The organism is Halomarina litorea, from assembly GCF_024227715.1.
Classification (GTDB): Archaea; Halobacteriota; Halobacteria; order Halobacteriales; family Haloarculaceae; genus Halomarina; species Halomarina litorea.
Map to the genome: position 1 here is coordinate 2,790,334 of NZ_CP100448.1, position 12,494 is coordinate 2,802,827.

19 protein-coding genes are annotated in these 12,494 nt (G+C 69.8%); 11 read left to right on the forward strand and 8 right to left on the reverse strand.

What is annotated here, in order from left to right; genetic code table 11:
- Positions 1-26: 26 nt before the first annotated feature.
- Positions 27-1,250 (reverse strand): DUF7405 family protein, encoded by a 1,224-nt coding sequence (locus NKG96_RS15340; protein ID WP_254536043.1) that lies wholly within the window; start codon positions 1,248-1,250, stop codon positions 27-29.
- A 94-nt stretch (positions 1,251-1,344) separates the two neighbouring features.
- Between NKG96_RS15340 and NKG96_RS15345 the strand changes: the two genes are divergently transcribed.
- The 3 genes from NKG96_RS15345 to NKG96_RS15355 are packed head-to-tail and all read left to right on the forward strand — an operon-like array spanning position 1,345 to position 2,026.
- On the forward strand, positions 1,345-1,497 hold the full coding sequence (locus NKG96_RS15345; RefSeq protein WP_254536044.1) for a hypothetical protein: 153 nt from the start codon (positions 1,345-1,347) through the stop codon (positions 1,495-1,497).
- On the forward strand, positions 1,494-1,799 hold the full coding sequence (locus NKG96_RS15350; protein ID WP_254536045.1) for a hypothetical protein: 306 nt from the start codon (positions 1,494-1,496) through the stop codon (positions 1,797-1,799). The genes NKG96_RS15345 and NKG96_RS15350 overlap by 4 nt, the downstream gene beginning before the upstream one ends.
- Complete coding sequence (locus NKG96_RS15355; RefSeq protein ID WP_254536046.1) at positions 1,796-2,026, forward strand: hypothetical protein; 231 nt, start codon at positions 1,796-1,798, stop codon at positions 2,024-2,026. Before NKG96_RS15350 ends, NKG96_RS15355 begins: the two co-directional genes overlap by 4 nt.
- Here NKG96_RS15355 and NKG96_RS15360 read toward each other — a convergent pair.
- Complete coding sequence (locus NKG96_RS15360; protein WP_254536047.1) at positions 2,023-2,424, reverse strand: hypothetical protein; 402 nt, start codon at positions 2,422-2,424, stop codon at positions 2,023-2,025. The two genes, NKG96_RS15355 and NKG96_RS15360, sit on opposite strands and share 4 nt — an antisense overlap.
- A 115-nt stretch (positions 2,425-2,539) precedes the next feature.
- Between NKG96_RS15360 and NKG96_RS15365 the strand changes: the two genes are divergently transcribed.
- Genes NKG96_RS15365 through NKG96_RS15380 form a run of 4 tightly spaced genes read left to right on the forward strand, consistent with a single transcriptional unit; the run spans position 2,540 to position 3,732 of the window.
- Positions 2,540-2,731, forward strand: a complete 192-nt coding sequence (locus NKG96_RS15365; RefSeq protein ID WP_254536048.1) for a hypothetical protein — start codon at positions 2,540-2,542, stop codon at positions 2,729-2,731.
- Positions 2,732-2,770: 39 nt separating this feature from the next.
- Positions 2,771-3,058 carry a ubiquitin-like small modifier protein 1 gene (locus tag NKG96_RS15370; protein WP_254536049.1) on the forward strand — a complete coding sequence of 96 codons (288 nt, stop codon included), beginning with the start codon at positions 2,771-2,773 and terminating at the stop codon, positions 3,056-3,058.
- Positions 3,059-3,346 carry a MoaD-like domain-containing protein gene (locus tag NKG96_RS15375; RefSeq protein ID WP_254536050.1) on the forward strand — a complete coding sequence of 96 codons (288 nt, stop codon included), beginning with the start codon at positions 3,059-3,061 and terminating at the stop codon, positions 3,344-3,346.
- Positions 3,343-3,732: a DUF8048 family protein gene (locus NKG96_RS15380; RefSeq protein ID WP_254536051.1), complete on the forward strand. Its 390-nt coding sequence runs from the start codon at positions 3,343-3,345 to the stop codon at positions 3,730-3,732. The genes NKG96_RS15375 and NKG96_RS15380 overlap by 4 nt, the downstream gene beginning before the upstream one ends.
- Before the next feature lie 47 nt (positions 3,733-3,779).
- On the opposite strand, the gene NKG96_RS15385 is transcribed toward NKG96_RS15380, so the two are convergent.
- Complete coding sequence (locus NKG96_RS15385; protein ID WP_254536052.1) at positions 3,780-4,109, reverse strand: hypothetical protein; 330 nt, start codon at positions 4,107-4,109, stop codon at positions 3,780-3,782.
- An 86-nt stretch (positions 4,110-4,195) separates the two neighbouring features.
- On the opposite strand from NKG96_RS15385, the gene NKG96_RS15390 reads away from it, so the two are divergent.
- A complete protein-coding gene (locus tag NKG96_RS15390; RefSeq protein ID WP_254536053.1) occupies positions 4,196-4,765 on the forward strand; it encodes a DUF7978 family protein in 570 nt (189 codons plus the stop codon).
- Positions 4,766-4,788: 23 nt separating this feature from the next.
- Here the strand turns inward: NKG96_RS15390 and NKG96_RS15395 are convergent, their stop codons facing one another.
- From NKG96_RS15395 to NKG96_RS15405, 3 genes are all read right to left on the reverse strand, one after another.
- Positions 4,789-5,454: a class I SAM-dependent methyltransferase gene (locus NKG96_RS15395; protein WP_254536054.1), complete on the reverse strand. Its 666-nt coding sequence runs from the start codon at positions 5,452-5,454 to the stop codon at positions 4,789-4,791.
- A gap of 88 nt (positions 5,455-5,542) precedes the next feature.
- Positions 5,543-5,716: a hypothetical protein gene (locus tag NKG96_RS15400; protein ID WP_254536055.1), complete on the reverse strand. Its 174-nt coding sequence runs from the start codon at positions 5,714-5,716 to the stop codon at positions 5,543-5,545.
- Between the two features lie 140 nt (positions 5,717-5,856).
- Complete coding sequence (locus NKG96_RS15405; protein ID WP_254536056.1) at positions 5,857-7,155, reverse strand: ArgE/DapE family deacylase; 1,299 nt, start codon at positions 7,153-7,155, stop codon at positions 5,857-5,859.
- A 120-nt stretch (positions 7,156-7,275) separates the two neighbouring features.
- Here NKG96_RS15405 and NKG96_RS15410 point away from each other — a divergent pair, with 120 nt between their 5' ends.
- Positions 7,276-8,280: an AI-2E family transporter gene (locus NKG96_RS15410; protein ID WP_254536057.1), complete on the forward strand. Its 1,005-nt coding sequence runs from the start codon at positions 7,276-7,278 to the stop codon at positions 8,278-8,280.
- Positions 8,281-8,310: 30 nt separating this feature from the next.
- Here the strand turns inward: NKG96_RS15410 and NKG96_RS15415 are convergent, their stop codons facing one another.
- The gene (locus NKG96_RS15415) at positions 8,311-8,550 is read right to left on the reverse strand and encodes a hypothetical protein (protein ID WP_254536058.1); all 240 of its coding nucleotides are present in this window, start codon (positions 8,548-8,550) and stop codon (positions 8,311-8,313) included.
- Between the two features lie 152 nt (positions 8,551-8,702).
- A complete protein-coding gene (locus tag NKG96_RS15420) occupies positions 8,703-10,640 on the reverse strand; it encodes an aldehyde ferredoxin oxidoreductase family protein (RefSeq protein WP_254536059.1) in 1,938 nt (645 codons plus the stop codon).
- A 242-nt stretch (positions 10,641-10,882) separates the two neighbouring features.
- Here NKG96_RS15420 and NKG96_RS15425 point away from each other — a divergent pair, with 242 nt between their 5' ends.
- Positions 10,883-11,326 (forward strand): VanZ family protein, encoded by a 444-nt coding sequence (locus NKG96_RS15425; protein ID WP_254536060.1) that lies wholly within the window; start codon positions 10,883-10,885, stop codon positions 11,324-11,326.
- A 53-nt stretch (positions 11,327-11,379) separates the two neighbouring features.
- Positions 11,380-12,456, forward strand: coding sequence for an archaeosine biosynthesis radical SAM protein RaSEA (locus NKG96_RS15430; RefSeq protein WP_254536061.1), 1,077 nt, complete (start codon positions 11,380-11,382; stop codon positions 12,454-12,456).
- The last annotated feature ends 38 nt before the right edge of the window (positions 12,457-12,494 follow it).

Sequence of the window (12,494 nt, forward strand, 5' to 3'; positions counted from 1 at the left end):
TTCGACGATTCGACTGAACGGCGAGCCTACAGCAACGGGAACGACCGCCCCCCGCGCGGCGGGACGTAGAAGTTCGCGCGGGCGGTGACGGTGATGAAGTCGAGGATGCCGTTGTTCCGGCGTTCGCGCACCCGTTCGCTGTCGTCGCGGAGGTACCAGCCGTTCATCGCCTTGCGCGTCGCCTGGAAGTCAGCGAGTGAGCGCTGGTAGGAAAGGAAGTGGACGCCCGCGTGCCCCCCGTCGACGGTGTTGAAGTCCCGGCGGAGCAGGAGGGGGTCGCCGTCCTCGCGGACCCGCGCCACCTTCTCGTGGTGGCCCACCACGTCGTGTTCGCGGGCGGCCTCCGGGACGCCGCCCTCGAAGGGGACGTCGTCGGTGAGCGCGTCGACGTCCTCGCCCGTCAGAGTCCCCGAGAACATTCGAGCGACCCGTTCGTTCCGCGAGAGCGAGAACCACGTCTCGAGGGACTGGCGCAGGCGCGAGAGGTGCATCGTCGTGCCGCCAGCGAACGGCCCCTCCTCGATGGTGACGCGGTCCTCGGTTGCCTGCGTCCCCCGCCGCCCGGACTTGAATCCCATGAACATCGGGGCGTCCTTCGGGAGGGGCGCGTCGTCGGGAATCCCATCGGCGTCGGTGTGCGCTGCGGGCAGCCCCTCGCCCATGAACCCAGTGCGGCGGCCCACGACGCGGAAGACGTCACCGAGGCGGGCGTCGGGGGTCGACCCGGCGAGCGACCCGCCGTGGAACAGTCCGCGTTCGGCGTCGAGGAGGGTCGAGGGGTCGTCCGCCGAGAGGACGAGGGCGGCGTCGTACGTCTCCAGTTTCGGGTCGTCGGTTCGTGAGAGCACCTCCGGGTGGTCGACCGGCGCGGCGGCGAGTTCGCCGATGCGCTCGAAGTAGCCCGATCCCCACGCGAGGACGTGGAAGAGGCCGTCTGGCGACCAGTCGTAGGCCCCCTCCAGTTCGCGCATCGCGCGCTCGACGGTCCGGGCGTGCTCCACCGTCGGCGGGTTCCGGAGGCCGAGCAACAGGACGGTGTGGTAGCGCGGGGCGAGCGAGTTGCCGTGCTCGTCGGTCCGGAGGGCGTCGTCCACGGCGTGTTGCCGGGCCGGGAGCGCGTCTGCGTGCGGGTTCGACGGGAGGTTCAACTCCACGGTGTCGCGTCGCGTGAGGAGTCGCGTACACCCGGCGAACCCCGCCGCGCTGGTCACGCCCGCGAGTCCCCTGATGATGGCACGCCGGGATGGCATCGTCTCCTCGGAGGGCCGTCACGACCAAGAGTGTTCGTCCGGCCTCCGAAGGCCGGGCGAGGACTTATGCACGCGCCGACCGATTCGACCGTAGATGGGGGTCGCAGAACCGCTACACGGCACGCCGTTGCCGATGCCGCTCGACCAGGCGGTGGTCGTCCTCGCCGCCGCCTGCGTCGTCCTCGTCGGGGTCGCGTACCTGTTCTACCGGGACTACCGGAGCGTCTTCACGGAGGTGCGGACGTGAGCCACGACCACCCGACGCGGGAGGCGGGCGGCGAGAGCGAGAGCGTCGAGGCCGGGCGGCCGGGCGGCCGGGCGGCCCGCTACCTCCGGGTGGCGGTGTACTCGCTTGGGGTCCTCCTCGCGCTCTCGTTGCTGACCGTCGGGAGCATCGCCATCATCGCCGAACTGAAGGGGACGTGGCACTGGCAGCTCCACCTCGAGACGACGGTGAGCTACATGGCCGTCTTCGTCGGGTGGGTGCTGGCGGCGCTCGTCCCCCTCACGGTCCTGCTGGGCGTCGTCCGCTGGCGGGAGGGCGGATGACCCGCGCCGCGCGGGCCGTCCGGTGGGCGGCGGTCGCCTCGGTGGGCGCGCTCTGCTTGCTCGTGGCAGGCGTCGGCGCGGTGGCGATGGTCGCCGAGTACAACGCGACGTGGGACTGGTACTTCCTGATGGAGCGGGCCGTCGCATTCGCGACGCCGGCGGCGATGTGGCTGCTCGCGGCGGTGCTCGTCGGACTGGTCGGCCTGACCGTCGTCGCCCGGGACTAGACCGAGAGGAGTTCCGCGCCCTCCGTCGAGAGTTCGACGGTCACGTCCTGTCTGGTCTGCTGGCTGATCTGGTCGATGTTGCGCGTCAGCACTTCGAGGATGTCCTTCGGTTCGGGGTAGACCAACATGTTGCCGTCGTCGTCCTCCATGACGAGTTGCGTATCGGAGAGCGATATCTGGTCGTCCTCGATACGGGCGACGACGGCGGGGAGCGCCTCCGCACCGCCGGGGTCGCCCTCGCGCACCGAGGTGATGTACAGCGAGTCGAGACCGATGAGGTCCTTGTACTCCCGGACGCGTTCGGCACAGCGGACCATGTCCCGCGTGACCTCGGTCTTCTGGGGGTTCCCGTGTTCGCCGTCGTAACAGTGCTTGCACACCCGCAGTTCCATTCGCATCGTCTACCGACGAGAGGCCAGCGACGCGGAAATAGCTTCACCCCGCGGCCACCGGTGGGTGACCTTGCCAAGGGGGAGACACAGGTTTAGGGGGGTTCGACCCGAACCCCCGGGCATGGCGAAGACACTCGACTTGGTATACAGCATCGTCGTCCTGCTGGTCGCGACGGGGGGCGTCGCCGGCGTCTTCTGGCTCGGCTGGTCGGAGCGCCGGGAGGCACAGAGCTACTGGGGGCTGGCCGGAGCCGCCGTCGCCATCCTGTTCGTCGCGGCGCTGGTCGCCAGCCTCGTCACGACGCTGTTCTGAGCGGCGGAGGTTTATCAGCGATGCGCCGATGGTAAGACTATGGAACTGGAGTTGCGGTTCTTCGCTAACTTCCGGACCGCGGTGGGCGACAAGACCATCTCGCGGGAGTACGACGACGGGTCGACCGTCGGTGACGTCCTGCGGGCCCTCGAAGCCGAGTTCGACGGGCTCGAAGGCGACATCCTCGACGACGAGGGGGACATCCTCCCGCAGTTGAGCGTGCTCAAGAACGGACGCGAGGTCCTCCACATGGAGGGGACCGAGACCGAACTGGAGGACGGGGACCGGCTGTCCGTGTTCCCGCCCGTCGCGGGGGGGTGCGCGTAGATGCGCGTCGAGAAGTCGTTCCGCGGCATCTCGCTGCGCCTCGCCGTCCACTACCTGACCGAGAGTCTCGGCGGCGAACGCGTCGACGACGGCCCCGAGGACATCACCGAGGCCGACGGGGCCACCGTCGAGGGCGACGGCTGGCGCGCGGACCTCACGACGGCGATGGCGAACCCCGTGGGGTCGGTCGAACTCACCGAGGTTCGCATCGACTTCGAGGGCGAGGAGGAGACCCTCGACCCCCTCGTCGAGCAGTTCTCCCAGAAGGCGATGCGCGCCGGCGGGTGAGCGGGCCGGTGGCCAACCCCATCGACGGGCAAGCGATGTTGCTCGCCGCCGCGAAGGCCAGCGTCGGCCCGCAACTGCTCCCGGACCTCGTCGACCGCGTCCAGGACCACCTCTGCTCGCGGGAAGCGGAGTATCGTCGGCAGTACGAACTCGCCTACGAGGACGACTCGGCGTGCGTCTTCTTCGTCGAGGCCGGCCACTGGACGACCCTCGCGGACGAGGTGGGACTCGAACGCCGCGAACGCGACGCCGTCCGCCGGGCGCACACCGAACACCTCCGGCGCATCGGGAAGGACACGGGCCGCCGCGAGGAGTTCGAGACGGCACTCGACATCCGCGAGTGCGTCGTCGTCGGGAAGACGGACGAGTCGGACGGGTCGGACTGACCGCGACCACAGAAACAGCGACGCGTCGTTCGCGCCCGGGCGACCTCTTACGGGTCCGGGTCGGTCACTTCGATGATGACCGCGTTCTCGACGTACTCCGTCTCGCCGCCCTCGGTGCGCAACTGGATGGTGACGCCGGGCACCTCCCCTTGCTCCTCGAGGTGGTCCTTCGGGACGGAGACGGCGGTCACCTCGTCGAACGTGGCGACGCGACGGTTGAGCGTCGTGCCGTCGTACTCGAACTCCTCCCACTCGTCGGCCTCCAGTTCGTCCGTGTTGAAGTACTCCTCCGTCTCGTGGTCCACCGAACCGCCCACGTCCCGTTCTTTGTTCCCCTTGCTCTCCCCTTCGCGGTACTGGTGCAGGTACACGAGCATGGGCGTGCAGACTCGCGGACATCGAATAAGGGCTAGCACGGCACAGGCAGGGGAACTGTTGTGTCACTGTTCACACGTGAGTCGGTGTGGGAACGTTCGGCGCGCGGGCGGTCCTCGCGACCCCCCGACGGGTCGTCGTCGCCGTCGGCGTCGCGGCCTGGGCGCTGGGACTGGTCGGGACGGCCCTGTGGCTCGCGCTCGTCACCGAGGGGCCGTTCGGGGCGCTCCCGGCGGGGACGGCGTTCGCCGACGAACCGACGGCCGACTGGAAGGTCGTCGGGTGGCCGTTCTACAGCGCCCAGTTCGTCGACGTGCGGTCGGTCGGCCTCCAGAGCGTGACCGTCACGCGGAGTCCGGTCGGCCTCCTCGTCGACCGGACCGAGCGGTTCCCCCCGGTCTACCTGCTGCCCCCGGTCCTGTTGACCGTCGCGGGGACGGTGGCGACGGCGAGCGTCTCCGCGAGCGACGGCCGACCGCTCGACCCCGTCGCGGGGGCGCACGTCGCCTTCGGTTACCTCCCGGCGACACTCCTCGTCGTCGCTATCGACCCGTTCGCCGCCGTGGTCGCCGGACTGGTCTCCCCGGCCACCTTCGGGTTCCTCGGCGGAGTCCTCGCCACACTCCCCGGACGGGTGCGAGCGTCACACCGGAGGTGACCGCGCCCGGCGAGGGGACCCGCTCACTCGACCCGACCGGCAGCGTCGTCCGGCGCGACGACCATGCTCGTCAGCACCCCGAGGAGGTCACGTTCGTGCGCGCGGACGTCGAGGCCGGCCGCCCGGACGACGTCGACCGGTTCCTGGTTCCAGCGACAGCCCATCGACTCGAAGTGGTGGTCCGCGAAGCGGTCCTGCAGAGCGGCGATCGGGCCGACGCTGGAGCGCCCGTGTTCCAGCAGGAGGACGTACCCGTCGGGCGCGCACACCCGCGCCATCTCCCGGAGGACGGCGACGGGGTCCGGGAACGTACACGTCGAGAGCGATGAGACGACGAAGTCGAAGCTGTCGTCGGAGAAGGGGAGGCTCGTCGCGTCCGCCCGCTGGAGGGTCACGTCGCGCCCGCGGCGGGCGGCCTCGCGGTCTGCGGCGGCGAGCATCGCGGGGCTGAGGTCCACCCCGACCACCTCGCAGTCGGCGGGCAGGTAGCGGAAGTTCGCGCCGGTCCCGCAGGCGACGTCGAGGACGCGACCGGACGCCCGGCCGAACAGTCGACGGCGATAGCGCCCGACGAGGAGGTGGCCGAGTCGGTCGAAGCGTTCGAAGGTCGCCGCGGCGTCGTCGTAGATGGTCTGCAACTCGCCGGGGGACTTGCCGGGCCGGTCCGCGGCGACGGGACGGGAGGTCATGGGAGAGCGATTGGTCCGTCCCGAACTTAGCGTCGTCGCCGGACGCGGGGACCACGGCGCGTCCCGGTCCGAGGGTCCGGCGCGACGCTCAGTCGCCCCCGCGGTCGACCAGCCCGACGATCTCCACGTCCCAGTCGGGACCCCCGTCGTTCGACACCGGCCACCCACCCTCGACCTGCACGCCGTTCTCGGCCGCCTCCAGCACGAGCGCACGGAGTGCTTCGTGGAAGGCCGCCTCGGAACGGATCGATTCTGAATTCATGATGCTGACCGGAGCGACCCGACGACGGGGACTCGGTCCCGAGTAGACCACCGTTCCACAAATGCTTTCGTGATTATACTGGTGACACGTCGACGGGCGGACCGACTCCCCGCGGCGCGCCACCCTCGGCAGGGCGCGGGTCAGTCGTCGGTCGCCTCCCCGCAGTAGTCGAGGGCGGTCCACGCGAGGGTCGTCGCCGTCTCCAGCAGGGAGGTCACGGTGGTGGTCTCGTCCGCCCCGTGGAGGCGCTCTCCCTCCGGGCCGACCGACACCGCGTGGACGTCGTAGTAGCGCTCGTAGAACCGCTCGTCCAGTCCGGCGCTGCCGCCGATGAACTGGCCCTCGCGCCCGGTCGCCGCCTCCGCGTTCCGTTTCGCGCGGGTGGCGATTTCGCAGTCCTCCGGCACCTCGTGGGGCGCGGCCTGCCACCCGAACCACTCGACGCGCGGCGGGTTGTCGGCGAGCCACCCGTCGTCGGTCGCCACCGCGTCGACCGCACCCTCGACCTGTTCGCGGACCTCCTCGCGGCTCTCGCCGGGGGGCCAGCCGACGCGCCCCTCGACGACGGCCTCGGCGGGCACCGTCGAGGGCCAGTCGCCGGCGCGTATCGTCCCGAGGTTGATGTTCGTCACGTTCCCCTCCAGCCCGGGGGTCGCCCGATAGGCTGGTTCGTAGTCGATGCGCGCCTTCCGCTCGCGGTCGAGGTCGTCGAGCGCCCGGTACACCTCCGTGGCCTTCCCGATGGCGTTGACGCCCTCGTGGCCCCACGCGGCGTGCGCGCTCTTCCCGGGGACGGTCACCCGGAAGTACATCACGCCCGCGCTGGCGGTGCCGACGTTCGGGACGCCGTAGGGTTCCGCGACGAGGGCGGCGTCGGGGACGTACCCGCGTTCGAGCGCCGAGAGGGTGCCGCCGACCCCGCCGTCCTCCTCCTCGATGGTCGAGAGCAAGAGCAGGTCGCCCGCGAGGTCGACGTCGAGGTCCCGGAGGCTCTCGACGGCGAGCAGAATCGCCGCGAGCCCGCCCTTCATGTCCGCAGCGCCGCGGCCGAACAGTCGGTCGCCCTCACGGGTCAGCGCCCACGGGTCGTGGTCCCACTCGTCTTCGGTGACGTCGACGACGTCCACGTGACCGCTGAGCGCGAGCGTCGGGCCGTCCCCGCTCCCCGCGAGGCGCGCCGCGACGTTCGGTCGGCCCTCGTAGCCCACCCGCGCGAACGACGACGTCTCGAAGTAGCCCTCGTGGTCGCGCAGTCGCCCGGGGTCCGGTTCCCAGACGTCGGGTTCGAGCCCGAGCGCCTCGAATCGCTCGACCAGCAGTTCCTGTCCCGGCCCCTCGTTCCCGGTCACCGTCCGCGCCGCGACGAGGTCGGAGAGGAACTCGACCATGGACGCCTCGCGGTCCTCGATGCGCGCCGCAACCTGCTCTTTGGTACCCATAGTCACGATTCTCGAGAGCCCCCACATAAACCCTCGTGCGGGCGTCGTCCCGGCGGCCGGGCTTGCTCACCCCACCCTCGGCCTTTTTCTCGTGTCCGCCGCAACTTCCGGCGGACACCGATGACACTCTCAGCCCGCGTCGTCTTCTCGGCCGGTCTGGTGGTGGTCCTCGCCCTCCTCGCGTGGCTCATCGTCCAGCCGTTTCTCACCTACCTGCTCGCGGCGGTGCTCCTCGCGTTCGTCCTCCGGCCGCTCCACGCCCGGGCGTCGGACGCCGTCGGGTCGCACCTGTCGGCAGGCCTCCTCGTCGTCGGCACCGTCCTCGCCGTCCTCCTGCCGGTCGGGGCGTTCGTCTTCGTCGTCGCGAGCGACGTCTCGACGCTCACGGAGGGCGAGACGGCCATCCCCGCACTGGAGTCCGTCGAACGACTGCTCCGGACGCGCCTCGGTATCGACGTGGAACTCGGCGGGCGCTTTCGCACGCTCGCCGGACAGATTCCGGACCTCATCGCCGGGCAGGCCCCCGCCATCGTCGGGTCGGGCGTCCACACGGTGCTCGGCCTGTTGCTCCTCCTGTTCGTCGAGTACTACCTCCTGAAGGACGGCCCGTCGCTCGTCCAGTGGATTCGCGGCGTCGCCCCCCTGCCCGACGCCGTGGGCCGGGAACTGTTCGCGGCCGCCGAGGAGATGACGTGGGCCGTCCTGAAGGGCCACGTCCTCGTCGCCATCGCGCAGGGCCTCGTCGCCGGCCTCGGCCTCCTCGCCCTCGGCATCCCCAACGCGGCGCTCTGGACGCTCGCGATGACGTTCCTCGCGCTGGTGCCGGTCATCGGTGTCGCGCCCGTCATCGGCGGGGCCATCGTCTACCTCCTCGCGGAGGGCCGCCTGTTCGCAGCCGTGGGACTGGCCGTCTACGGCCTCACGGTGGTCGCCCTCACCGACGACTACCTGCGGGCGTTCCTGGTCGAACGCCACGCCACATCGCTACACCCGGCGGTCATCCTCGTCGGCGTCTTCGGCGCGGCCGTCGCCTTCGGTCCGATGGGTCTGTTCTTCGGCCCGGTCGTCCTCGGTCTGTTCAAATCGAGCGTCGACGTGTTCAGCCGCCACTACAACCTCGCGTAGCCGATCCGGGGCCCGGAGAGCGCCGATTGGTCAGCGCTCGAAGCCCCCGTCGCGCTGGTCGTACCGGACCCGCAGCGTCCCCGGAGCGGAGCGTCTCGTCGCGTCTCGAATCGCCTCGAAGGCTTCGAGCGTCCCGACGGGGGGCGCGTCCTCTCCGTACACGTCCCGTATCTCCTCTCGAAGGGCGTCGTAGGCCCGCTCCACGAGGAGTCTGACCGCTTCCGCGTCCGCTCTCGAATCGACCTCGAAGGTGGCCTCGTACCTCGACATAGGGTGTGTTGGCGTTCCAGCGGGAAAGCGTAGCCTACCGTCGAGTGGAACTGCCGGGCGGTGCGGGCCGGCGCGGTCGCTCGGCGCGTGTCGTGCGTCGGTCGAAAGAAGTGGGAGTCGTCGAGCGATACGGACCCGGACCGTGGGCTGGACTAGTCGTCGCTCGGGGCCGCCGCGTCGCCGCCGCTGGAGACGCCCGTGCCGGGACCGACGTCGATGCCGAGGTCGTCGAGCTTCTCGTCCGGGACGACGCCGTCGACCCAGCCGCGGTGCTCGTAGTACTCCTCTTTCATCCGGTCGAGCTCACAGAGCGAGCCCTCGCTGCCGCCCTGACCGGGGACGGCGTTCTCGTGGCCTTCGACGAACCGACCGGGCAGGGTGTCGTCGCTCCCGTCGAACCCGGCGAGGTTGTTGTAGTAGCGTTCGAGGTTGTAGACGCGCTCGCCGGCCGTCATGAGCTCCTCCTCGCTCACGTCCAGGCCCGTCATGCCGTTGTACTGCATGACGTACTCCTCGATGCCCTCTGCGAAGGCGTTGAACTTGCAGATGTCGAAGGAGTCGGAGATGGCGTGGAGGTCCTGGAAGGTGGCGGTGAGTTCGCCCTTCCCCTCCCACGCGTACGGGTCGACCTTCTCCGGGATGCCGAGAATCTCGGCGGCAGGGGTGTACCCGCGCAGGTGACACGCGCCGCGGTTGGAGGTGGCGTAGGCGATGCCCATCCCCTTCATGCAGCGCGGGTCGTAGGCCGCGATGGCCTGCCCCTTGACCGAGAGCAGGTTGTCGTGACCGTCGAACTCCTCGGCCATGTGACTCTGACCCTCGCCGAGGTGCTCCGCGAGGTCACCCTCGCGGTTGGCGATGTCCTCGATGAGGTCGATCATCGACTCGACGTCGCCCCACTCGATGCCCTCGCCGAGGCCGTCGAGTTTGCCCTCCTCGGTCATCTCCATGGCCATGGCGATGATGTTGCCCGTCTCGATGGTGTCCATCCCGAAGTTGTTGCACTGGTCGATCATGACCGCGATGCGGTCACGGTCGGTGTGCATCGAGTTGGGGCCGAGCGCCCACGCCGACTCGTACTCGTAGGACTCCATCCGGACGTTGAGGTCCTCGCCCTTGTGGGAGGTGGTGACCTCGACTTCCTTCTTGCAGGCGACCGGACAGGAGTGGCAGGTCGGCTCGTCGACGAGGATGTTCTCGCGGACGTTCTCCCCCGAGACCTCCTCGGCGTCGATGTCGCCGCCCTCGTTCTCCCGGAACGACCGCGTCGAGGTGTACTTCCCGTTCTTGACGGGGAGGCCGTCCATCTCCTCGGTCGCGTTCATGAGGACGTTCGTCCCGTACAGCGAGAGGCCCCCCTCGTTGGGCGCGGTGACGTCCGACTCCTGGATGACCTGCATGGCCTGCTGGTGGCCCTTCTTGAACGTGTCCGGGTCGGCCGGTTTGGGCATCTTCGTGCCCGACTTCACGACGACCGCTTTCAGGTTCTTGTTGCCCATCACGCAGCCGGTGCCGCCGCGGCCCGAGGAGCGGTCGTCCTCGTTCATGATGCAGGCGTACTTGACGCCGTTCTCGCCGGCCTGCCCGATTCCCATGACGGACATGTTCTTGCCGTAGGAGCCCTCGCACTCCTCCTCGAGGGTGTCGCGGGTCTCGTGGAAGCCCATCCCCCAGAGGTGGGAGGCGTCGCGCAGTTCGACCTCGCCGTCCTCGATGACGGCGTAGACCGGGTCCTCGCTCTTGCCCTCGAAGAGGAGGCCGTCGAAGCCCGCCCACTTGAGGCGCGCGCCCGACCAGCCGCCGTGGTGGGAGTCGGTTACGGTACCCGTCAGCGGCGACTTGGTGCAGATGGCGATGCGCCCGGACATGACGACCTGCGTGCCCGTCAGCGGGCCGTTCATCATCGCCAGCAGGTTCTCGTCGCTCATCGGGTCCACGTCGGTCCCGTTGTCGAAGACGTACTTCACGCCGAGGCCGCGCGCCCCGATGTACTTCTTGGCGTCCTCTTCGTCGATGCTCTCGTAGTTCACGTCGCCCGAGGACAGGTCGACGCGCGCCACGTGGTCTTGGAATCCGCCGAGTTCAGTCATGGTAATAGCTTACAGTTACACATGGGGGCGAGCGGTGTTAGGACTTGACATTAGTGCGCAACCGGAATCGGTTTCGTGTCGCGACGACCGGGGCCGATTTCCCCCGACGACGGGCCACCGAGGGGCAGATTCCGCCGCCGCGCTCCTCGGTGGCCGTCGCCAGCCCCGTCCGCTGTGGGTCGTTCGTCCGGTCGACGGCGACGAACCGGTCCGTTTAGCACGGGCCACACCGAGAGTCGGGTATGGCACGTCGGGTCCCGCTCCCCCTCACGCCCCCGCTCGTCCGCTACGGGCTGGTCGGCCTCGTCGCGGGCGGCATCCTCCTCGCGTCCGTCGTCGACCCGCCCTCGACGGGGCCGACGCCGCTCGGTCCGCTCGGGCTCCTGCCCCTCGACAAGTGGCTCCACGCGCTGGGCTACGGCGGCCTGACGGGGGCGCTGGCCTACGCGATGGTCCCGCGGACGGTCCCCGGGGACGGACGGCCCGAGCGCACGGTCCTCGCCGGCCTCGCGGTCGCCGTGGCGGTCGCCGCGGGGTACGGGTTCGGCATCGAACTCGTCCAGGGGATGCTCCCGGCCCGGTCGTTCGACGTCGCGGACGCCGCGGCGAACGGGACGGGCGCGCTCCTCGCCGCCGGTGGCTGGCGACTGGTCGCCGCCCGCCTGCGGCCCGTCTCGTTCTGGTGAGCGCGACGGCGAGAGACGAAGGCGCTTTACCCGCCGGTCGGCTACCCCGGCCAATGAGTACGCCGGACCCCGACGTCTACGAACAGGGGCGAGGGATGGACGCGCACAACAGCGTGATGCGCGAGGTCCGCTCGCGCAACGACCGCACCTACGACCCGCGCGAACCCACCCGCGTCTGGATCGACGAGGACAACACCCCCGACGGGGTCCGCCAGTCGCTGACCATCATCCTCAACACCGGCGGCTGTCGCTGGGCGCGCGCCGGCGGCTGTACGATGTGTGGCTACGTCGCCGAGTCGGTCGAGGGCGGCACCGTCGCCCACGAGGACCTGATGACGCAGGTGCAGGCGTGTCTCGACCACGAGAGCGAGAACGCGGACGACGAGAGCGAGCTAATCAAGATATACACCTCCGGCAGCTTCCTCGACGAGCGTGAGGTGCCCGCCGAGACGCGCGACGCCATCGCGGAGACGTTCGCCGACCGCGAGCGGATGGTCGTCGAGTCCCTCCCGGACTTCGTCGACCGGGAGAAGCTGGCGGACTTCACCGGGAGAGGGCTGGAGACGGACGTCGCGGTCGGGCTGGAGACGGCCACCGACCGCGTGCGCCGCGACTGCGTCAACAAGTACTTCGACTTCGCCGACTTCGAGGACGCCTGCGCCGAGGCCCGCGAGGCGGACGCGGGGGTCAAGGCCTACCTCCTGATGAAGCCGCCCTTCCTCACCGAACGGGAGGCGCTGGAGGACATGGTCAGTTCCGTCGAGCGCTGTTCGGCCGTCGAGGGCTGTCACACCGTCTCGATGAACCCGACGAACGTCCAGCGCCACACGATGGTCGAGGAACTGTACCACGATGGGGGGTACCGCCCGCCGTGGCTCTGGTCGGTCGCCGCCGTCCTCGAACGCACCGCCGACGCCGACGCCATCGTCGTCTCGGACCCCGTCGGTCACGGCTCCGACCGCGGCGCGCACAACTGCGGGGAGTGCGACGACCGGGTCCAGCGCGCCATCAAGGACTTCGACCTCAGGCAGGACCCGAGCGTCTTCGAGCAGGTGTCCTGCGAGTGCGAGGCGACGTGGGAGGCGGTGCTCGAACGCGAGACGAGTTACGGGATGCCGCTGACGCACTGAGACGACCCGGCTCCGCGGGTCCGACGGAACCCTCGTTC

Coding starts and splice junctions, on each gene's coding strand:
- NKG96_RS15365 (WP_254536048.1), top strand. CDS start 2,540: ATGGCGAAGACACTCGACTTGGTATACAGCATCGTCGTCCTGCTGGTC.
- NKG96_RS15430 (WP_254536061.1), top strand. CDS start 11,380: ATGAGTACGCCGGACCCCGACGTCTACGAACAGGGGCGAGGGATGGAC.
- NKG96_RS15420 (WP_254536059.1), bottom strand. CDS start 10,640: ATGACTGAACTCGGCGGATTCCAAGACCACGTGGCGCGCGTCGACCTG.
- NKG96_RS15370 (WP_254536049.1), top strand. CDS start 2,771: ATGGAACTGGAGTTGCGGTTCTTCGCTAACTTCCGGACCGCGGTGGGC.
- NKG96_RS15375 (WP_254536050.1), top strand. CDS start 3,059: ATGCGCGTCGAGAAGTCGTTCCGCGGCATCTCGCTGCGCCTCGCCGTC.
- NKG96_RS15355 (WP_254536046.1), top strand. CDS start 1,796: ATGACCCGCGCCGCGCGGGCCGTCCGGTGGGCGGCGGTCGCCTCGGTG.
- NKG96_RS15360 (WP_254536047.1), bottom strand. CDS start 2,424: ATGCGAATGGAACTGCGGGTGTGCAAGCACTGTTACGACGGCGAACAC.
- NKG96_RS15345 (WP_254536044.1), top strand. CDS start 1,345: ATGGGGGTCGCAGAACCGCTACACGGCACGCCGTTGCCGATGCCGCTC.
- NKG96_RS15410 (WP_254536057.1), top strand. CDS start 7,276: ATGACACTCTCAGCCCGCGTCGTCTTCTCGGCCGGTCTGGTGGTGGTC.
- NKG96_RS15395 (WP_254536054.1), bottom strand. CDS start 5,454: ATGACCTCCCGTCCCGTCGCCGCGGACCGGCCCGGCAAGTCCCCCGGC.
- NKG96_RS15385 (WP_254536052.1), bottom strand. CDS start 4,109: ATGCTCGTGTACCTGCACCAGTACCGCGAAGGGGAGAGCAAGGGGAAC.
- NKG96_RS15340 (WP_254536043.1), bottom strand. CDS start 1,250: ATGCCATCCCGGCGTGCCATCATCAGGGGACTCGCGGGCGTGACCAGC.
- NKG96_RS15415 (WP_254536058.1), bottom strand. CDS start 8,550: ATGTCGAGGTACGAGGCCACCTTCGAGGTCGATTCGAGAGCGGACGCG.
- NKG96_RS15400 (WP_254536055.1), bottom strand. CDS start 5,716: ATGAATTCAGAATCGATCCGTTCCGAGGCGGCCTTCCACGAAGCACTC.
- NKG96_RS15405 (WP_254536056.1), bottom strand. CDS start 7,155: ATGGGTACCAAAGAGCAGGTTGCGGCGCGCATCGAGGACCGCGAGGCG.
- NKG96_RS15425 (WP_254536060.1), top strand. CDS start 10,883: ATGGCACGTCGGGTCCCGCTCCCCCTCACGCCCCCGCTCGTCCGCTAC.